This is a genomic window from Propionispora hippei DSM 15287 (assembly GCF_900141835.1).
Taxonomy (GTDB): Bacteria; Bacillota; Negativicutes; order Propionisporales; family Propionisporaceae; genus Propionispora; species Propionispora hippei.
In genome coordinates, this window is sequence record NZ_FQZD01000004.1 from 301,855 (window position 1) to 322,452 (window position 20,598).

The 20,598-nt window shown below is 42.7% G+C and carries 21 protein-coding genes; 6 read left to right on the top strand and 15 right to left on the bottom strand.

Annotated features, from left to right (window positions below; translation table 11 throughout):
- The first annotated feature begins 4 nt into the window (after positions 1–4).
- From F3H20_RS01540 to F3H20_RS01560, 5 genes are all read left to right on the top strand, one after another.
- Complete coding sequence (locus tag F3H20_RS01540; protein WP_223191553.1) at positions 5–1,180, top strand: aminotransferase class I/II-fold pyridoxal phosphate-dependent enzyme; 1,176 nt, start codon at positions 5–7, stop codon at positions 1,178–1,180.
- Positions 1,181–1,375: 195 nt separating this feature from the next.
- On the top strand, positions 1,376–2,857 hold the full coding sequence (locus tag F3H20_RS01545; protein ID WP_223191566.1) for a sensor domain-containing diguanylate cyclase: 1,482 nt from the start codon (positions 1,376–1,378) through the stop codon (positions 2,855–2,857).
- Between the two features lie 39 nt (positions 2,858–2,896).
- Complete coding sequence (locus F3H20_RS01550) at positions 2,897–3,610, top strand: class I SAM-dependent methyltransferase (protein ID WP_149733215.1); 714 nt, start codon at positions 2,897–2,899, stop codon at positions 3,608–3,610.
- A gap of 94 nt (positions 3,611–3,704) precedes the next feature.
- On the top strand, positions 3,705–4,625 hold the full coding sequence (locus tag F3H20_RS01555) for a patatin-like phospholipase family protein (RefSeq protein ID WP_149733216.1): 921 nt from the start codon (positions 3,705–3,707) through the stop codon (positions 4,623–4,625).
- 85 nt (positions 4,626–4,710) lie between these two features.
- On the top strand, positions 4,711–5,724 hold the full coding sequence (locus F3H20_RS01560) for a chymotrypsin family serine protease (protein WP_149733217.1): 1,014 nt from the start codon (positions 4,711–4,713) through the stop codon (positions 5,722–5,724).
- A 22-nt stretch (positions 5,725–5,746) separates the two neighbouring features.
- On the opposite strand, the gene F3H20_RS01565 is transcribed toward F3H20_RS01560, so the two are convergent.
- Together F3H20_RS01565 and F3H20_RS01570 are read right to left on the bottom strand one after the other, a co-directional pair.
- Positions 5,747–6,703 (bottom strand): tyrosine-type recombinase/integrase, encoded by a 957-nt coding sequence (locus F3H20_RS01565; protein WP_149733218.1) that lies wholly within the window; start codon positions 6,701–6,703, stop codon positions 5,747–5,749.
- Between the two features lie 656 nt (positions 6,704–7,359).
- Positions 7,360–7,656, bottom strand: a complete 297-nt coding sequence (locus F3H20_RS01570; RefSeq protein ID WP_149733219.1) for a LysM peptidoglycan-binding domain-containing protein — start codon at positions 7,654–7,656, stop codon at positions 7,360–7,362.
- Between the two features lie 136 nt (positions 7,657–7,792).
- Between F3H20_RS01570 and lexA the strand changes: the two genes are divergently transcribed.
- Positions 7,793–8,410: a transcriptional repressor LexA gene (gene lexA / locus F3H20_RS01575; RefSeq protein ID WP_149733220.1), complete on the top strand. Its 618-nt coding sequence runs from the start codon at positions 7,793–7,795 to the stop codon at positions 8,408–8,410.
- A gap of 70 nt (positions 8,411–8,480) precedes the next feature.
- Here lexA and F3H20_RS01580 read toward each other — a convergent pair whose 3' ends face one another.
- The 13 genes from F3H20_RS01580 to F3H20_RS01640 form a co-directional block, all read right to left on the bottom strand.
- Complete coding sequence (locus F3H20_RS01580; protein ID WP_149733221.1) at positions 8,481–9,851, bottom strand: VanW family protein; 1,371 nt, start codon at positions 9,849–9,851, stop codon at positions 8,481–8,483.
- Between the two features lie 85 nt (positions 9,852–9,936).
- The gene (locus F3H20_RS01585; protein ID WP_149733222.1) at positions 9,937–10,707 is read right to left on the bottom strand and encodes a PRC-barrel domain-containing protein; all 771 of its coding nucleotides are present in this window, start codon (positions 10,705–10,707) and stop codon (positions 9,937–9,939) included.
- A gap of 29 nt (positions 10,708–10,736) precedes the next feature.
- Entirely contained in the window at positions 10,737–11,870 is a 1,134-nt protein-coding gene (locus F3H20_RS01590; RefSeq protein ID WP_149733223.1) for a tetratricopeptide repeat protein, read from the bottom strand.
- A gap of 115 nt (positions 11,871–11,985) precedes the next feature.
- Positions 11,986–13,230 (bottom strand): methionine gamma-lyase family protein, encoded by a 1,245-nt coding sequence (locus F3H20_RS01595; RefSeq protein WP_149733224.1) that lies wholly within the window; start codon positions 13,228–13,230, stop codon positions 11,986–11,988.
- 3 nt (positions 13,231–13,233) lie between these two features.
- A complete protein-coding gene (gene hflX, locus F3H20_RS01600) occupies positions 13,234–15,036 on the bottom strand; it encodes a GTPase HflX (RefSeq protein WP_149733225.1) in 1,803 nt (600 codons plus the stop codon).
- Positions 15,037–15,598: 562 nt separating this feature from the next.
- Positions 15,599–16,228 carry a TraR/DksA C4-type zinc finger protein gene (locus F3H20_RS01605; protein WP_149733226.1) on the bottom strand — a complete coding sequence of 210 codons (630 nt, stop codon included), beginning with the start codon at positions 16,226–16,228 and terminating at the stop codon, positions 15,599–15,601.
- A gap of 19 nt (positions 16,229–16,247) precedes the next feature.
- On the bottom strand, positions 16,248–16,775 hold the full coding sequence (locus F3H20_RS01610) for a nitroreductase family protein (protein WP_149733227.1): 528 nt from the start codon (positions 16,773–16,775) through the stop codon (positions 16,248–16,250).
- Between the two features lie 29 nt (positions 16,776–16,804).
- Positions 16,805–17,104, bottom strand: a complete 300-nt coding sequence (locus tag F3H20_RS01615) for a DUF5665 domain-containing protein (RefSeq protein ID WP_149733228.1) — start codon at positions 17,102–17,104, stop codon at positions 16,805–16,807.
- Positions 17,105–17,189: 85 nt separating this feature from the next.
- The gene (locus F3H20_RS01620; protein WP_149733229.1) at positions 17,190–17,645 is read right to left on the bottom strand and encodes a DivIVA domain-containing protein; all 456 of its coding nucleotides are present in this window, start codon (positions 17,643–17,645) and stop codon (positions 17,190–17,192) included.
- A 13-nt stretch (positions 17,646–17,658) separates the two neighbouring features.
- Complete coding sequence (locus F3H20_RS01625) at positions 17,659–18,447, bottom strand: YlmH family RNA-binding protein (protein ID WP_149733230.1); 789 nt, start codon at positions 18,445–18,447, stop codon at positions 17,659–17,661.
- Positions 18,447–19,259: a pyrroline-5-carboxylate reductase gene (proC, locus tag F3H20_RS01630; protein ID WP_149733231.1), complete on the bottom strand. Its 813-nt coding sequence runs from the start codon at positions 19,257–19,259 to the stop codon at positions 18,447–18,449. Before proC ends, F3H20_RS01625 begins: the two co-directional genes overlap by 1 nt.
- A gap of 23 nt (positions 19,260–19,282) precedes the next feature.
- Positions 19,283–19,717 carry a cell division protein SepF gene (locus F3H20_RS01635; protein ID WP_091743434.1) on the bottom strand — a complete coding sequence of 145 codons (435 nt, stop codon included), beginning with the start codon at positions 19,715–19,717 and terminating at the stop codon, positions 19,283–19,285.
- Positions 19,718–19,743: 26 nt separating this feature from the next.
- The gene (locus F3H20_RS01640; protein ID WP_149733232.1) at positions 19,744–20,442 is read right to left on the bottom strand and encodes a YggS family pyridoxal phosphate-dependent enzyme; all 699 of its coding nucleotides are present in this window, start codon (positions 20,440–20,442) and stop codon (positions 19,744–19,746) included.
- Between the last annotated feature and the right edge of the window lie 156 nt (positions 20,443–20,598).

The following is a 20,598-nucleotide window of genomic DNA, read 5'->3' on the forward strand; positions in this document are numbered from 1 at the left end:
TGGTTTGAAAATAGTTGGACAAGCTGCAAGAATGAACGGTTTGATGTCAGCCATCTTTACCCAAATGGATGACCTGCGGCAGGCGAGAGTCTGTGAAGGCAAAGATGTGATTACTTTAAGTATTGGCAGTCCCGATATGCCGCCGGCCAAGCACATTATGCGTGCCTTAACCGAGGCGGTAAATGATGCAGAACGCTACGGTTATACCCTGTCAAAGGGCAATGCTGACCTGTTGGATGTGATTGCCTCCTGGTACCGGCAAAAGTTTAATGTTGGTTTAGATGCCCGGAACGAAATTCATTCCCTGATGGGATCTCAGGATGGCTTGGCTCACTTGTCTTTATGCCTGGTTAACCCTGGCGATGTGGTATTAGTTCCTGATCCGGGTTATCCCATCTATACGGCAGGACCGCTCATCGCGGGCGCTGAAATTCATTATATGCCGCTTAGACCGGAGAATCATTATCTTCCTGATTTAAGTGCCATTAGCGAAGACGTATTGCGGCGAACTAAGCTCATGATTCTCAATTATCCGAATAACCCGCTGGCCGCCATAGCCCCTAAAGAGTTTTTTGCCCAAGTGGTTAATCTGGCGCAGCGATATTCCTTTGTCGTTTGTCACGATTTCGCCTATAGCGAACTGGTCTTTGACGGATATCGCCCGGATAGTTTTTTATCTGTTCCTGGTGCTAAAGAGGTCGGTATAGAGCTCCACTCACTGTCTAAGACATACAATATGGCAGGCTGCCGCATTGGATTTGCTGTTGGGAATGCCAGGGTAATCGAATTACTGGGCCGCTTAAAATCCAATATAGATTATGGTGTATTCTATCCGGTGCAACAGGCTGCTATAGCGGCTCTTAGCGGTTCACAACAATGTGTGAAAGATTTGGCGGCTATGTATCAGCGCCGACGCGATGTTCTTGTTGACGGTTTAAAGCGGACCGGTTGGAATATACCAAAGCCTAAGGCTTCGATGTTCCTTTGGGCGCCGGTGCCCACCAGGCAGAGTTCGTTGGCTTTTACGGTGGATCTTTTACAAAACACAGGGATTGCTGTGATTCCCGGTATTGCTTTTGGGGCTTGTGGTGAAGGGTTTGTTCGCATTGCGCTGGTACAACCGGAAGACAGGCTGGCCGAAGGCGTAAACAGGGTGGCAAGCTGGCTGGAAAAATTATAAAAAATGTCATAAAATCGTTTCAATACAATATATACACTACATATAGACTGTACTGAAATGATTAATTGATGTGTAAAAACGAATAGCATGGATATTTTCGGATTATTTCACATATTTTACTTGATAGCAGGAGTTATGGCTATTTTAGCGAATAGTATAAGGTACTGTATTTTTGAGGTGGATTGATTAAACGTGATGGATCAAATCAATATTGCAATGCTTGAGACAGTAGTCAATCACATTTCTTCTTCTTTGATCGCGGTGAATTCATCGGAAAAAATAACCCATTTATATGTTCATAAACATAATGCCCGCAATCTCCAGTATCTGGTCGGAAGAAGTTGGTTTGATTTATTGAAAAGAGTTGTCACTCCGGAAAACTATACGACCATTCATAATGCATATTATGAGTGTGTTACTTCACAGCAGCCGGTATATATTTCGAAGTTATGCCATATTGATATTCGTGGCCTAACGGAATATTACTCCTGTTCTTTTTCTTTCTTGCCTCAATATAGCACAGTCATTGTATTTATGAAAAATATTACTGAGTCTTTGCTGATCGAAGAAGAGTTTACCTGTATGTCTGAACAGTATGAGTCACTCAATCGTGAATTGTGTATTGCCATGTCTAACTTAGAATTTCATATGATGGACATCGAGCAGGCTCATAAGAAAATTGCCGCATTGTATCGAATTACTTCCATTGTGCAAAAAACAGTCAACGAACAGGAAGTATTAAATGAAATTTTAGACGGCATTACCCGTGAGTTGGGTTTTACCCACGTGTCAATCATGTTGTTTGATGAAAAGCGCAAGGAGCTTAAAGTGACGGCGCAACGGGGACTTGCTGATGCCTCACGGCGCATTCCTTTGGGGAGAGGCATAACCGGTTATGCCGCATTGCACCGGGAATTAGTTTATGTGGAAGATGTATCCAAGGATTCCCGATATATTACCGGAAGCAGTGATTGCATCAGTGAAGTGGCGATTCCTCTAGTTGTTGATGACCGGTTGTTTGGTGTGTTAAATGTGGAAACTACTGACGGACGGATTCTCCAGTCCTACGATTTGGATTTATTGCGCTCACTGGCAAGTCAAATTGCCATGACAATAGCTCATGCCAGTCATGTCTCGAAAGTGGAAATCCAGGCGATCACCGATGGCTTAACCGGGCTGTATAATTACCGCTATTTCAGGACCATTTTGACGCAAGAGCTGAAGCGGGCTATGCGCTATAGACGTTCGCTCTCCTTGATTATGATTGATATTGATTATTTTAAACACTATAATGATACAAACGGACATTTGGCCGGTGATGCCGTGTTAAGCACGGTAGCCGGTTTGATCAAACAGTCCTGCCGGGATGTGGACATTGTTGTAAGATATGGCGGTGAGGAGTTTGCCATATTATTGCCGGAAACCAGTGAGGCGGAAGCCTATCTGCTGGCAGAGAGGATCCGCAAGGAGATTGCCGAATATTCATTCCCAAATGGAATGGCTCAGCCAAACGGGCAGGTGTCGGTAAGCGTAGGAATCGCCAGCTATCCGGAGGATGCCTACTTCGATATTGAGTTGATAGAATGTGCGGATATTGCTTTATACACAGCAAAGCATGCCGGTAGAAACTGTGTTAAATTATTTGGAGAAAAATCTGACAAAACTGATTCGACATAATCAGACTTATGTATGAATCGGGTAATGGTAGGTGTCATAATGACGCAAAATATACTAGGTGACTTTAAAGAATATTCTTTAGCAGGAACTGCCCAAGAAGTAAACTTTATAACAGACGTACTACATTTACCTATGCATTCCTGTATTTTAGATTTATATTGCGGATATGGCCGACATACGATTGAACTTGCCAAACTGGGCTTTAATATGACAGGCGTGGATGCCACGGCTGAGTTTTTAGAAATAGCCACACAAAAAGCGCAGGAGGAAAACGTAGCAATAACTTTTTCCCAATGCGATATGCGTAAGCTTTGTTATAATCAGAGCTTCCATGCTGTAATCAACATGTTTGCCGCTTTTGGTTACTTTTCGGATAGCGAAAATGCGCATGTCTTGCATTTGATCAATCATTCTCTTTATTCAGGCGGGTTGTTTTTAATTGATTTACTGAATAAGGACTGGATGATTCGTAATAGTTTAAATCGCTATTGGCGGCATCCTAGTGGAGAGTATGTGTTGTCCTACAAGGTGGAATTGCAAAACGGTATTGCAACGATGAAACGGCAGCTGATTAACCAGGTAACTGGAGTTAAAACGCAATATGAATTTGCTTTACGTTCTTATTCGCTCTCGGAGATGATTACCATCTTGGAACAAAGTGGTTTCGTCATCAAATCCACCTATGGAGATTTTGATGGCCGGCCATATGGACCGGAAACACCACGAATGATTATTTTAGCACAGAAAATGTAACACCTGTTGAAAAGATATTTCAACAGGTGTTTTTTTATACACCATCTCCTGTAATGAACTCATAGTATGTTACAGAAGAGTGTGGGGGGATGTTATGCTTATTCGTATTGGCCGCCAGAAAACAAAAACCAAAGTTGTCGGTGTCGCGCTCAGTGGCGGTGGAGTACGGGGGCTGGCACATATTGGCGTTCTAAAGGCCTTGCTTGATCACAACATTCCCATTGATATGATCGCAGGTACTAGCGCCGGCTCGATTGTCGCTTCGCTCTATGCCTGTGGTTATACCCCCAGACAAATGATAAATCTTGCTGAAAAGCTTGATCTATCCAATTTAATTGATTTAAATGTTACCGTCACAGATCTTATTAAGCATAGTATGAAGTGGTTCTTTAGCGGTAAATTCCGGTTTTGGTCTGTACTGCCCACAGGCTTGATTCAGGGAGATAAGCTAGAACGTTTTTTTTCCGGCCTCTGGCAGGAACGTACCGTACATGATACCAAGATTCCTCTGGCGGTGACGGCTGTAGATATTAATTCAGCAAGTACCGTTTTTTTTACGACACCGGTTCCGGGACATCGCACTATCTTAAATGCCAGATATTATCATAATGTGTTACTTACCGATGCGGTGCGCAGCAGTATATCCATACCGGGTATTTTTTTGCCGAAGAAATTCCGTGGCATGACATTGGTAGATGGTGCTGTAAAGAATAATTTACCTACCGACATATTACACCATATGGGAGCTGATTTCATTATAGCCGTAGATTTAGGCTATGCCGGCCAGGCCAATTATGACCTTAAATCGGTTGGTGAAATTTTGTTGCAATGTATTGATATTATGGGACGGGAAGTTACTTTGTTAAAGGGAGAGCAATATGCCGATGTAATCATCCGGCCGGATATGCAGGGTATAAGCTTTAAAAGCACTAAACAGGCCTTGCTTGGCATCAAGCGTGGCGAAGAGGCTGCCCGGACCCAGATTGATGAAATAAAAAAATTGCTTAGCAATTAATTGCGTTGCAAGTTGAGTATGCATATCATACATTAATGACCGACATTCATGACCGAGAAACCGGTCTAGTTGAGGAGGCCTTTGTATGAGTGCAAAATTCTCGGAACTATTTCGTCAAGTGGCAAATTTGGATCAAGTGGTTGGTATAGGACAGGGTCATAAATTAATTCGTGGGCAGAATACGGGACATGAAGCCGTCGTTGTACTAGTACAAAAAAAGCTTAAAAAAAAGGAACTTCTGCGCAATGATCAAATCCCCTCCGCTTTAGCCGGACTACCTACCGATGTTATTGAGGTTGGTAATATTCGTTTATTGAATGCCAACCGTACGGACATGATAAGGCCGGCACAGCCGGGTATTAGTTTAGGGCATTATCAGGTTTCGGCGGGAACTTTTGGTGCTGTTGTATATGATAAAAAGACTCAGGAGCCATTTATTTTATCCAATAATCATGTCCTGGCAAATTTGACAAACGGATCGGATGGTCGCTCGAAGAAGGGAGATCTAATTACTCAACCGGGAATATATGATGGCGCCAGCTTGAGTTTGGACAAGATCGCTATAGGACATTTAGAACGGTTCGTTCCCTTGTCCATGGAATTAATTACACCGCAATGCCCCATTGCGCAGTTTTTTGAAACAACGATTAATAAAATCATTAAAGCCTTTCGTCCCCAATATAAAGTTCAGGTATGGCGGCAAAGCGGCAAAGAAAACCTTGCAGATTGTGCTGTGGCCAAGCCTATTGATAAAAATAGCATAAGTCCTGACATTATGGAGATTGGCCCGGTCCAGGGAATAAAGGAAGCTGTACCAGGGCTGGAGATAAAAAAAAGCGGGCGAACTACCGGCGTAACCCAAAGTACTGTATTAGCTACCGATGTGACGCTTAAAATAAGCATTAATCCCAGTGAATATGCCGTATTCAGTGAACAGATTTTGGCAGGGCCGATGAGTAAGCCCGGTGATAGCGGATCCTTAATTTTAACGCTGGACAATTATGCGATAGGACTTTTATTTGCCGGATCTGATCAAGCCACTTTATTCAATAAAATAGATCATGTTTTGCAATTACTGGATGTTTCTTTAATTTTATAAATACGTAGCGCCTATTTCGGAACTACAATATTTCCAGCGGAATTAACTCCGTATAGCGTTTATTCATTTGATCCTCAATGTGCGAATATTTGGTGGTAGTATCAATTTTTTTGTGCCGCAGCACTTCTTGTACAACTCTTAAATCCTTGGTGCGCAAATATAAGTTGGTCCCACAAGAGTGCCGAAGTAAATGACAACTGAGCATTTGGCTATTTTCCTGCTTAATTCCGGCTTGCTTAAACCAGAAATCCACGATATCCCGTATACCACAGCGGGATAACCTGCCAAACTTATTATGATATGCGGTGGAGAGGAAGAGGGGAGTGCCCCGTTCATCCTTTTCGGCAAAACCACGAATCTGTAGATATTTCAACAACAAAGCCAATGTGTCTGCTCTCAGATAAATCCGTCCGTCACGCTTTTTGCCGCGAACAATCATAATACCGTGGTCTAAATCAATATCTTCCACACTGGCGCGATGGATTTCCACCGTACGTAAACCCTGTAAGGCCATAAACGCAATGATCAAACGGGCCCGTAGGTTATTTACCCCGGCAGCGGGTATTAGACTGATCAGGCTTTGTAACTGAGTTTCATTAAGGTATTTGATGCCTGTAGTCCGTAATAAGGGATCTTCACCGGCAAAAATACCGTCACAAGGGTTTGTTTCCACCAGATTCCTGAGCCGTGCTGAATCGTAGAAACGCCGGATAGCCGTTAACTTGAGTGATACCGTGGATACTCGTAGTTGTCTATTTTCCCACAGATAGTTTCTGTATTCCTTAATATCATCCTGGACAGCCGCTAAAGGATGGATGCGGGCTTCCAGGCTGCACCACTGGAGAAATTGATTAATATTTGACATATAGGTATTTAACGTGTCTTGCGAAGGACGGCCATGGGCCGAATCTCTTTTAATATACTCTTTTATATTTTCTATAAAGTTGGTTGCGTCAATTGCTGTGGCTGATATTTTCAAAATTATCCCTGCCTTATTCAAATTCAATTGGTTTAGCTTAGATATCCCTATAATTATACTTATAAGGATATCTTTTGGCAAGAAAATAGGATGAAACTGGGATTTTGTAAAGGGAGATTACAAACAGGAACCGATGAACATCGTTAATTCAGATTATAGCTATTTATAAGGCCATACAAAGCGGCTAATGAGTTTTTATGTACCGCTAAGGCTTGCCTATCGGACAAACTGAAATACAGGGCGTATTTTCAATTTATGGCGATAATTTTTCGGTAGTGATAATTAGATTTTTTATATATTTATATAATTAATAGAAAATATAGTTGTAAAAAATAATTGACGGATTAGACTGTAAAAAGTAGCTCATTTAAATTTAAATAAAACTAAAACTTTAAAAGTTCCGAACGAACATTATTAATAATTAATAGATCGCAATAAAAAATACGGAAAAACGGTTACCATGATACCTTGAGTCAAGTTTGACCCCTTTCACCCGTTTACTTAACATAATAGATATTATCGGACGTAAAATATTTAAGAAAAAAGGGCTATGGCAGCCCCGCATATGGATAGATAATAGGAATCACCTCGAATGAATCAAATTAATGAAGCATATTTTAAATTATGTCGCTTTCTATGTCTTTAATTCTATGTCTTTAAGTGGATGTTGTTATGATTGGAATTTTTAATTCTTGCCCCGGATAGATACTGGAGCTTTCGTCAATATGATTTATATATTTGATAGCACGGATCAAATCACGAATATCGTTTTGGTTGGTAATGTGTTTTTCAGCGATGCTCCATAAAGTGTCGTTTGTCTCTACCTGGACGACGACATAAGTTTTGGAGTCTAGAAAAATATTGGACTGGGCATAGACATTTTGATAAGTAACAAAAAATAAAAATCCTAAGATGATTCCCAAAATAAAAAATAGATTTGGTTTGTTAAACATAATATCACCTCGAACATTTGTTTGGTATTATTTTAACACGTACATATGTTCTGGTCAATATGCTTTCGAACGAATGTTTGCATTTTTTGTTAACTATTGCTATAATTAGGTTGAGTATTAGGAAATGAGGATGAACATGAACAATGACGCTTATCTAAATTCGCGACAGCAGCAAATATTGGACTATATAAAGAGTACTTTGCGGGCTAAAGGCTATCCGCCATCAGTGCGTGAAATCGGCGAAGCTGTGGGATTGAGTTCCAGTTCTACCGTCCATAGTCATCTTTCCAAATTAGAACAGTTAGGACTGATCAAACGCGACCCAACCAAACCCCGCGCCATTGATGTGCTGGATGAAGCTCCCTGGCGCCAAAAACATTTGACTCCTGTCCCTTTGGTTGGCTGTGTCACAGCGGGACAGCCTATCTTAGCTATAGAAAATATTGAAGAGACCTACCCCCTGCCGACAGAACTGGTTCGGGACGACAATGTTTTTATGCTGACTGTGAAAGGAACCAGTATGATCAATGCCGGAATTCTTGACGGTGACTATATTCTGGTCAGAGAGCAAAAAGATGCAAATAACGGCGATATTGTTGTAGTGCTTATTGATAATGAAGAAACTACGGTGAAACGATTTTACAAAGAGAAGAATGTCGTCCGCTTACAGCCGGAAAATGATCAAATGGCTCCAATTTATGTAAAGGATGTAGCCATTGTTGGTAAGGTTGTTGGTGTATTGCGATTATTGTAAATCGTAAACAAAAATAAAAAGACAAGAGATAAATTTACCTCTTGTCTTTTTTATTTATCTATTATTTATATTATTTTTGATCATGCAAGTTTTTGGTGCCTACCCGCACAATCCGGTCATCAGGAGGAAATTCATCTTTAGCCAACAGTTCCCGGCTGATTTCCTTGCCATTCAATTGCTTAATCCGGTAGGTTGTCACCTGGAAGCCTTTTTCCCCTTCCGATTCTACCACTTCTTTCCCCAATTCCAGCTCCGGGTCCTGTTTCACAATTGTATTTGGTTCTATCACCTTTTTGTCTGTAGCAGTCACTGTAATTTCCGGACGCTTTTCACTCTTACCGAATACGTAAATGGTCAGATGGGTATCGGTTAATTCACTGCCAATAAAAATGTTATGGTCTGATGAATTACTAAATCTAAAATCAAGTAAATTGTCGGCAACCGTTGCATCCTGTCCCAATGGTACATATCCAGGTGGACGATAATGAGAAGTTCTTTCCAAAATATTCATATCGGCCAGCAACACTGCGTTATACAAAGTGCTGCTAACCTGACAGACGCCGCCACCCCAGTCGGGAACCAACTTACCGTTAATAAAAACAGGCGCTTCTTTATAGCCGTATTCCGCCAGACGTAAGCCAACAGTTTGATTGAAGGAAAATGTTTCACCTGGACGCAATAAGATATTATTTACACTTTTGGCAGCCAAACGGATATTTTGTACACGATTTTCATTTTGCGAATTAAATTGTGTAGTGTAACTTGCAATGAGATCATCAATGCTTTTCAAATCTTCTAAGACGATGTTAGGTTTGGTAACATTCACAACCAGAGAAACTTTATAAGGAAAACTATCGGCATTAATCTTGTCATTAATTGCCTTGGTAGTAGCTTCCACATCTACCTTTAGTCCCTCTGTATCAGGGATAGAGACAATTTTTACCCCATGTAACACTACTCTGGCACTTTGCGGTTCTTGATTCAGCGTAGTCGCAATAGAAGTTAGTATCTCACTGAGTTTTTCCTTATCATAAGCAAAATTAATAGGCAGTTGATAGCCTTTATTAATAGTGATATACCGTTCTTGCAGACGCTGAATGATATTACCGCTTCGGCCGACCTGATAAGCCTGCTTAATTAGTGAATCAATATCTGCTGACAATTTAATTTCTGTAGGCTGGATTGTCCATTCACGATCTTTATAGATCAGTATTAACGGATTTTTGGCGAGACGGTCGTTCAGCAGTGTAGTCAGCTTGGTCCGGGCCTCTTCTTCGGAGAGGCCACCGACAGGAATATTAGCAATTTTGACGCCGGTATAAATTTCATCTCTAACGGCAAACGCGGCGTTGGCAGCAAATAAACTAACCGAACTAAATAAAACAATAATAGCTAAAAAGAGAATAATATTGGTGGTACGTTTTCCTGATGCAATTTGCACAGTCTAGCACCCTTTCATGTTTAGCTTGAATGAGCGAAAACTGGGAAGTGAGAAAATCCCCGCAATGGCGGGGATTTTACTCAGTTTATTGAATATTCATTGAGAGTTCAACAAATTTCCCAGCAAGTTTTGCTTTTTGCAGTACTTCTTCTGTAATTTCTCCACCCTGATCCACTATAATTACGCCATTATCTGTCTCAATACGACGGCTGGCTTTTTTCCCTAACAAGAATTTACGGTGTTTGTCGTCCACCTTCTTTTCCGGTTCTTCTTGCTGCTTTTCCGCTGCTTCGACCGGCAGCGCAGTTTTTACCACCGGTGCCGGTGCTACTTCTTCCTTAGGCTGGACAGGGGGTTCTTTGGTTACCGGAACAGTTGTTTCAGTAATAAAGGCATCCTCTTCGGCGATAACGGTAACTTGTTTACCAAATGTAATAACTCGTTGCGCTGCTAAGGTGAGCGCTTCACCTTTTACATCCTCAATATCACAAGCAACAATTTTTCCGTTTTCGTCAATATTAAACTCGACTACCTTACCCAATATCCGGCCTGTCTTGGTCACGATTTTGGTGTCTATAATTCTAATGTCGGCAGCTAACAACTTCTCATAATCAGGTGCTGTGGAGACTGATAATACTTCATCGCTGCCTTCCACCGTGACAGCATATTCACCAATGCCGGCAATAGCGGAAAAAGGCAATAGTTTTGCTCCTAAATACCATTTACCGTCGTCAATAATTAGTGCGGCTACGCTTCCCTCGCTGGAATTAATCACTAACCCTTTAACGCTGCCTAACTCTTTACCTTCGCTAATACTAATCACTTGTAACCCTAAAATGTCTACACTCTTTTTCATTTACAGTACTCCTCCTAGAATTTAAAATATTAACTTAGGTTGCGCCATTCGCGAAACTCAGTATTAATTTCTTCCATAATTGCTTCCGGGATGCTGTTAAAGGGGACAAACCCCAACCGATGCTGAAGCAAGGTATTTTTGATAATTCGTAAAAAAGCCACTGTCGAGATAAATTCCTGCTCTAATAATGGATCGTTGCGCAGTCCTGATAAGTTGCGCCCATCTGAAAATATTTGTATTGCCTCATCATAGAGTCCTTTATTTTTTAGGATATTGCCTATTTCGACAGTTAAGAACGGAGCAGTATCATCTTCCGGATATCGGGACAAAGCCTGCCGGAAAAGAGTAAGCGCTTGATTAAAGTTTTTTTGCTCCTTTTCCAGATAGGCCATTTCCATTAATTCTTCCAGTGAAACAACCGGTGCAGCTAAATCGGTGAACGGAATAGCCTGAGGCAGTTCTTCAGCAACAGTTGCGGAAACAATATCCTGGTTGGCAGCTATTGAAACGGTAGCTGCCGTTTCGAATTCAGCTGTTTCGGCGGTTATCGCCGGATTGATAAAATCAATCAGATTAGGATTATCTGTTTTTTTCACTTCTTCAGCCACTTCCTCTATATGACATTCCTCGTTATCATTTATCTGTTGAAGTATAATCGGCGCCACCGGCTCCGGTTTTTCCTGAGGATTGTTATAAGATGTATACTCTGTTTCCAGTACTGCAACAGAAGCTGCAGTCACAGCAAATTCCGGCTGAGTTTCTGTGATCACTTCTACCTTTTCCGAAGGCAGCAGTGCAAGCGACGGTGGGATATGGCCCGCAACACTGTCGGCGACAGGGATTTGGGCCGCTGTGCAGGCTTCGGAAAAAGTCTCGGAATGTATTACTTGATGAGTTGACTGGGTAGGTTTACAGGAAGCATCATATTGAGCAACAAAATAAGCAAAAATGATAGCAAAAAACAACAAAAAAATAACACTGCCGGACAAACCGGCAAAATCTACTACAATTCGCGGCAAAATCAGACTAATAAATAAAGCGCATATGGCACATAAAATCAGGGACTTTATATGCAAGGTTACGCCAGTTAGTCTGTTTCCCAGCTTATAAACGATCAGTGTAGTTGCTGTCACTGCCGTTAAGGTAACAATAATATACTCCAAAACTACCACCATAAAATGTTTATTTTCTAAAATTATCTATATTTACATTCGACATGCTATAGAATATTCCTGTCTGTTTTTATATAAGATGATAGAAATATGTTAATTATTCGAGTTATCTGAGGTTTTCCATTTCTGCCGCCGCTCCCATTACCCCCAGTATGACATGCTCTAAGGTTAACCCCCCTTGCAAATAGACGGCATAGGGCGGACGGAGCGGACCATCCGCACTAAGTTCGATGGAAGAACCCTGGACAAAAGTACCACCCGCCATAATAACGGCATCGCTATAGCCCGGCATGCCGCTTGGTTCCGGTTTCACATGAGAATCGACCGGAGAATATTTTTGCAGTCCCCGGCAAAAAGCCACCATTTTCTCTGGTGAATTCAGTTGGATAGCCTGGATAATATCGCTGCGCCGTTCGCTTAGTCCGGGAAAGGTAGTATAACCTGACAGGGAGAAAAAGGCAGCAGCAAAAATGGCACCTTTCACGGCTTGCGCCGTGGTGTGAGGAGCCATAAACAAGCCCTGGTAGAGCAAGCGGTTGCCGCTAATCGAAGATCCCACCTCACTGCCTATGCCGGGGGCAGTAAGACGGTAAGCGGCCATTTCAACCAAATCCGAACGACCTGCAATGTAACCGCCGGTAGCTGCCAAGCCGCCACCAGGATTCTTGATTAACGAGCCGGCCATGATGTCCGCTCCGGCTACTGTCGGTTCAAGGCTGTCCACAAATTCGCCATAGCAGTTGTCGACAAAGCAGATACAATCCGGTTTGATCCTTTTTATAAACTCACAGATAGCGGTAATTTGGCTGATCTGTAAGGGATTTCTAAGACTGTAGCCGCGGGACCGCTGAATAAGAGCTACTTTAGTTTTGGCGTGAATGGCGTTCTTTAGGGCGGCAAAGTCCACCTCACCACTTGCGGTCATGGCGATTTCCCGATAGGCAACTCCGAAATCCTTTAGAGAGCCGGGGCTATCTTGGGCATAGCCAATGACTGATTGCATGGTATCATAAGGTGCACCGGTAACGGCAAGCAGTTCATCGCCGGGGCGCAATATACCAAATAATACAGTAGCCAGTGCGTGCGTACCCGATACAAATTGAGTTCTAACTAAGGCTTTTTCCGCACCGCAGACATCAGCCCACACTTCTTCCAGTTTATCGCGGCCGGCATCATTGTAACCGTAGCCGGTGGTGGCACTGAAATGATAGCTGGCAATCTGATGCTTGCGAAAGATTTCTAATATACGGGCCGTATTTTTTTCGGCAATATCATCGACGGCTGAATAATAAGGTTTCACTTCTTCTAACGCTTTGTGACGTAAAGCCAATAAAGATTCGGAAAAACACATTGTCTACTTCTCTCCTGTTATGTATATACTATAACGTTTGACTAATTCAGGTGTTAGGGAAACTTTTACGCGGATCGCCTCAGCTTGATAATCAACGTTATGAACAACGGCACAGTTATATAATTGTGAAATAATGCCGGTGTCATTATATGGTATAAATAATTCAGTGTCAACTGTTTGGCTGTCCAAAAGTTTTTCTATTTCCTGCAACAGCCGGTCAAGACCGGCGTTTTTTTTCGCTGAAATGGCGACACTGTCTTTCTGCAGCAACAAATCGCTTATCTGTTCCGGGTCGTTAATTTGATCAATTTTATTAAATACTGTAATCAATGGTTTATTGCTTAGTTCCAATTCAGCAATAACCTGCAGCACAGCATCACTTTGTTCCTGGAGAAGCGGACTGCTGGCATCCACTACGTGCAGCAGAATATCCGCGTAGGAAATCTCCTCTAAAGTAGCCCGGAAAGCAGCCACCAGTTGGTGAGGAAGCTTTTGAATAAAACCAACGGTGTCTGTTAGCAGGGCTTCCTTCCCATTGCCTAGCGTGAAGCGTCTGGTTGTAGGATCTAAGGTAGCAAAAAGCTTATCTTCCGCCAATACCTCGGATTGAGTCATTTTGTTGAGTAAAGTAGATTTACCGGCATTGGTATAACCAACTAAGGCTATGGTTGGTACGCGTGCTTCCTGCCTTTTGGCGCGATGTAAGTTACGTTTGGCACGAATGGTATTAATCTCACCCTCAAGAAAACTGATTCTGGAGCGAATCCGGCGGCGGTCTACCTCCAGTTTGGTTTCGCCGGGGCCGCGTGTCCCAATCCCGCCTCCTAATCTGGAAAGAACCAAGCCCTGTCCGCTTAAGCGGGGAAGGTTATATTTTAATTGTGCTAATTCCACTTGCAACTTACCTTCATGAGAACGGGCACGCTGTGCAAAAATATCTAAAATAAGGGCTGTGCGATCGATAATTTTAACGCCTAAAGCCTGTTCGATATTTCGTTGCTGGGAAGGGATAAGTTCATCGTCAAAAATAATCATGTTGACATTTTGTTGTTGACGCAAAAGACTAAGCTCTTGTATTTTTCCACGGCCAATAAAAAAAGTGGCGTCCGGTCGCTCCCGTTTCTGCCAGGTTTTCCCCACGACACTGGCACCTGCCGTTTCGGCAAGTTGTTCCAATTCCTGGAGAGAATCCCGTATATCCCAGGCCTGAGAGCTTTCCAGACCAACAAGCAAAGCCCGTTCCGGCTTTTCCAGATTACTGAACGTTGTTTGGCGTAGTAACGTCTCTTCTATTTGCCTGACTAAGGCCGGAAAATCCAGTTGTACGAAATTCTCTGCCTGGAATGGTCCGGCCATTTCAAAACGGTAAATATCTTCATCGGTAATGCCGGCAATTACGCCTAAGGTAACCTTGGTATCAGCAGGTGTTTCCCCCACCCCGATGGCAGCCATAAAGTCAAAACGCATTTCCTGCAATGCGCTGATATCAACGGCACTTAATTCGCTATTGCCGTTGGGATGAGTATGCAGGCAACGGAGACCGCTTAATCTGTTTAACGAACGTTTTACCGGTAGTTCAGGCAACGAGACAGTGACAGCGTCACCAATGGCAATTTGTATAATCTGTCCTTTTCTATTTATGTAAACCATAACTTCCCGGTTTATTTCCGTAGTAAATGCCGCCAACAAATTGATTAATTCTATTGTGGCCGGCTGATCAGGCGGAATTGTATATTCATATAGCGCGTCCAGGCGGGACAGCATACTTTTACGGATTCCATTAATGTTTCCCTGGATTTTATTCAATCCAATCTCTCCTCTATAACAATAAGTAAATTAGCAGTATTTATCCTAGAGTACCAAAGATTTATTTGTACTGCGTGCCTGACAGAGCTTTTTACGCGTAACACTCTTATAAATCAGCGGTTCCCTAAAAATTCACTGAGTGAAACCATCGAGACTAGTATATAGATTACTATTACTATACAACGGGTACTGCGGTGCGAGCAATTTAAGCCGGGAATAAAATTCCTGATATGATAAGGATTTATAATAAGTAACCCGTATAATATGATAACTGTTTCTATGGCAAAGATAAATAGCTGATTGAAATATAATGGGATACTCAACAAAAAACACGTGATAAGCAAACCAAAGCCGGCAATTATCCGCTTACGGATAAGGGCCTGTAACAGTTTTTTACGCTCTCGTCGTGAAATTTGCATATAAAAATTCCCTCCTCGTCTTTAATTCATTTATTTGTAGATTTCATAGAAAGAAGCTGTCTTGGTTATTAAGTAATCTGTGAGTACCGGACATATCTCATGAGATCTTAATGCAAGACAGCTCCTGCTATATAATTTTTATACTATTTTCTTTTTTCCGTCGTTTGGTTAGGAATGGCATCGGTTTTTTCCACAAGCCCCTGATGTTCATTATTACTATTGGGAAACAAAGTCTGGTAATCATCTGTGCCGGGAATATCCTGGGGAGTGTCGGAACTGCCAAATCTCATAACCGCCTGTAATGCATCTTCGCCATCAAAGCTGTTAAATTCTGTCCGATCTAAAAAAGTGCGCTGAAAGGGAGGCTCTAAAAGTTCTTCTTCGAGCGGCCTAGGGGTAGAATCGGGATGATCAGACGCTTGTTGACACGAAAGACATTTTGAAGCCCAGGGAATGGCATTCAAGCGTTCTTTAGTGATTTCCTGTCCACAAGCGTCGCAAATACCATAGTTGCCGGCAGATAGTTTTTCCAGAGCAGTTTCCACCTCTGCCAACAGCAGCTCTTCATTTTCACGCAAGGCCATGTCTTTACTGCGTTCAAACAATTCATCGCCAATATCAGCAGGATGATTGTCATACATAGATAATTCCCCGATAGAATCAGACATAGCCTTTGAGGTTTCCGCCTCAGCTAAGCGGGAAATCTGGGAACCAAGCCGTTCTTTTTCTTGCAATAAACGAGTCTTATATTTTTGACGTTCACTTTCATTCATTTCATACACTCCGTAATTATTAATGAATTATTTTGGTTACTTCAGCTACCCGCAATCGCTCTTTAGGCGAGCTTACCTGTTCATCACTATGGCCTACACAGATAATGGCGACAGCTCGTAAGCGTGGCGGTGCTTCCACTAATCTTTGTACCTGCGGCTCATCAAAGCCACCGACCCAGCAGGTTGCCAGTCCCATACTTTCGGCGGCCAATAATAGATTTTCTGCTGCCGCCGCCGTGTCCTGGAGGCAATAGAGCTGTGCGCCTCTTTCGCCATATTTTTCATTTGATTTTGCTGGATCGGCCATAACAACAATGGCCACAGGAGCCTCGGCAACCTGTGGCTGGTCAGTACAGGCTGCGGCCAGCCGTTGTTTTACCTTTTCGTTTTTTACTACATAGAAAAACCATGGCTGTAGGTTACCGGCACTGGGAGCCCAGCAGGCAGCTTCGATAAGTTTGGCAATATTTTCATCTGTAACGGGTTCCTGTCTAAAATTTCGTACTGTTTGTGATTCCCTCATACATTCGAAAATTTCTCCTGTCATTTCTATTCCCCCCGGATATTTTACCAGTTTTAAATTTGACCGTTTTTCATTTCCACAATACGAATCAATTCGGCAATAAAACCGCCAATCCCAGGAATATTCAGCATAATCAGACGCCGCAAAAATTCCAGCATTAAAGCAAAAATCAAGGTTGCACCAATGGCTATACCAAATCCTCTGGACAAGCCGGCCACAAAATTTATGGCTATTAATCGAAACGGCTTTTCCAGTAATTCCATATAGTCGGCAATACGCAGGGCCTCAAAATGCCGTACTAATTTTTCCATTTGGAGAGCAAGCATTTCCGATTCATTCTTTTCATTAGCCATAATGAATCCTCCCCGCTTATAATTCCCACTTCAATAAAAAAAAAACCGGTAAATTCCGGTTTTAAAATCACTTTCCTATATCGTTTTATCGGACATCGTCTTCTTCCGCATTTTTTACCATTTCCAGTTGAGCCTGCAGCAGTGTTCTGATACGGGTGCGAAAAATCTGTGCCTGTTTTTGAAGTTCTTCATACTCACCACTCATTTTCCGCACCTTACCCATAGCCTCTTCAATCATTTTTTGCGCTTTGATTTCCGTTTCCTTAATCAATAATTCCGTTTCTTTTTTAGCATTTAACTTTACTTCTTCTGCCGTTTCTTGCGCAATCATCAGTGTATTATGCAAGGTGTTTTCCATATTCTGAAAATGTTCCAGTTTACTGTTTAGACGATCTAAGGATTCCTTGATTTCGATATTTTCCCGGTATAGCTGTTCATAATCTTTAATCACCCGGTCTAAAAACTCATCCACTTCTTCTTCGTTATAGCCACGGAAGCTGCGTTTGAATTCCTGATTATGAATGTCTAAGGGTGTTAGCATTCTTCCACCTCCACTATATAAACCGTTTTAAAAATATACTAGTCCGTCCCTTCTTCGTTTGCCCGATAATTTCACATACCTCTACCCGTCCACGACCGCGCATAGAAAGGACATCACCCTGTTTCACAGTCTGAGCACTATTTTTGGCACTCTGCCAATTCACCTTGATTTTATCTGCCGCAATTTCATCAGCCATCCGGCTGCGGGAGACACCAAAGCCGGCGGCGGCAATCACATCCAGTCGCAGGGACGCAACAGTTGTCTTAATTTCCTTGACCTTCTTTTCCGGTGCCACAATGTCGGTAAGAGCAATTTCAGCCACACTCACTTTGGCTGAGCCGACATCACTAAGGTTTTCCAAGACAAATGCGGCCAATGTCCGGTCAACAATAATTTGACATTGTTCTCCCTGCATTAGGATATCACCAAAAACTTCCCGTTTGATACCCAAGCCGATCAAGGCGCCGAGGACATCCCGATGGGACAAATGATCATAGCGGCCATCCCAGCTTATTTGCAGGGCCGCTATTGGTGAATCCACTTTTCCTAAATAATCGTTACTTATAAAAACAGCTTTATTGCGTTCAGCATCCTCATAACCGCCTAAAGCTTGCAGCACTAGACGCCCATCATAATGAGCAATGATTGTTTCCGCAATAGTAAACCCATAGGGATCAAGAAAATCGCTGATTTTATATTTTCGGCTCCGGAGAGTATTTTCAGCCAGATCCAATAATTGGGCAGCTATCGCCTCGTCCCCGCTGGCACGGTAATAACGTAAGATTTTTTCCCTTTCAGCCATTACTTTTTCCCCAGTTCGCGCGAGCGATTAGCAGCAGCTATAACGGCATCACTTAAAGCAGCCCGAACGCCTCGTTGTTCCAGAACATGAATTCCGGCAATGGTTGTTCCTCCCGGCGATGTAACCATATCACGGAGCTTGCCAGGATGCTCGCCGGTTTCAATGACCATCTTGGCGGCACCTAATAGGGTTTGTGCCGATAAAAGCAGTGCCTGGGCACGGGGCAACCCTGCCCGTACGCCAGCATCGGCTAGTGCATCAATCATAACGAAGGCATAGCCTGGTCCGCTGCCGGATAAACCGGTTACAGCATCCAGTAAGCTTTCCGGCAAATTCACAACTTGTCCAACAGAAGAGAAAATAGCAGAGGCTATTTCACCAGTACCGGCATCGGCAAAGGTTCCCAGCGCAATGGCCGACATTCCTTCTCCTACAGCTACCGGAGTATTGGGCATTACTCTCACTACCGGAACCTGGGGTAACGCCTCTTCCAGCGCAGCAATCGTAAAGCCGGCAACAATAGAAATAACGGTAGTTTCTTTTCTAACCTTGGAAGCGACATGCTTCAAGACCTGGTTAATGACTTGCGGTTTGACAGTCAGAAATAATATTTCGGCTTCCGCCGCTACCGCTGCCCCTTCCGGGGAAGTCCGGATTTGATACCGGTCTGCCAGGTAATGCAACCGTTCTTGCGAGATGTCATTGGCAGTGACTTGCTCCGGCTTGAACAATCCCGCTTTTAAGATTCCCCGGATGAGGGCTTCCGCCATGGCTCCCCCACCCAGAAAACTAATCTTTTTATTTTGTAACAATATAGTATCCCCCTAGAGAAAATTCACTTATTGGCCCAAGGCAGGATAACTTTGTCACCGCTATCCTCATGTGAGCTATATGAGACATCAACATTGGTTGGAGCACATAGGAAAATATCGTTGCCGATTTTCTGTATCGTTCCCCCCAAGGCATACGTAGTTCCGCTGATGAAATCAATCATGCGCTTAGCTACCTCTTTTTCACTGCTTTCAAAATTTACAACCACAGGTTTTCTGTTTTTTAGATAATCAGCTACCGTTTGCGCGTCATCAAAAGAGAATGGCTCGACAACCATTACTTTCATTTGTTTTTGCGCAGTAGGTAAGTTTACTATGTTATTACTGCCGAGTTTTTTCTGTTTGTATTCAGGTTCTTCCACCTTTGTTGCACGTTCTTCTTCGGGCTCCAGTGGCTCAAATAAACCTAAGCTGCCCCATACTTTTTCCATAAACTTCATATACGTACGCCCCCTCTTTCTGACCTTTAATATTGTCTTTGCCCGAAAATACCGGTACCAATACGCACGATATTGGCACCTTCTTCCACTGCAACTATGTAGTCGTTCGTCATTCCCATCGACAGCCATTTAAGGTGATGGCCGGGAAACCGACAGGATTCCAGTTCTTTGAACAATTGATACATTTCACTAAAAATAGGACGCGCTTCCTCCGCAGTTTCATAGTAGGGAGCAATCGTCATCAGTCCGCAAAGGCGCACATGTTCCAAATCGCTGATGCGGCGTCCTAGCGAAACAACCTCCTGCGGCGTTACACCATACTTGGTTTCCTCACCGGCGACATTAACCTGCAGCAGTATATCCTGACATGCATTAAAACTGCCGGCAGCTTTGTCGACTTCGATGACCAATTTTTCACTGTCAATGGAGTGAATCAGATGGAACAGGCGCACAGCCTGTTTTACTTTATTTGTTTGCAGATGACCTACGAGATGAAGCTCCACATCAGGTAACGCCGCGTGCTTTTGCAACGCTTCCTGCACCCGATTTTCGCCAATTGCTGTAATTCCGTTATGAATGGCTTCTTCGATAACTGATACGCCTTGATTCTTGGTAACGGCCAGTAACTTTACACCACTATCCGGACATAATGGCGAGACCGTTCTTGTCTGTAAGGCCTTTTCAATATTTTCCTGTATTTGATTTAGACAATTCCGTATAGACATAATAATCCTCCTGCCGGATATATATATTATTCTCGAATAAACATAATTTTCCTCTAGTTACCTCTTATATTCCATAAATTATTTTATAAATTGAAAAAAATAAATCCGGTTATGGTAAATAGAATAAACCTTACCTTCAACAATAACTAATTCTTG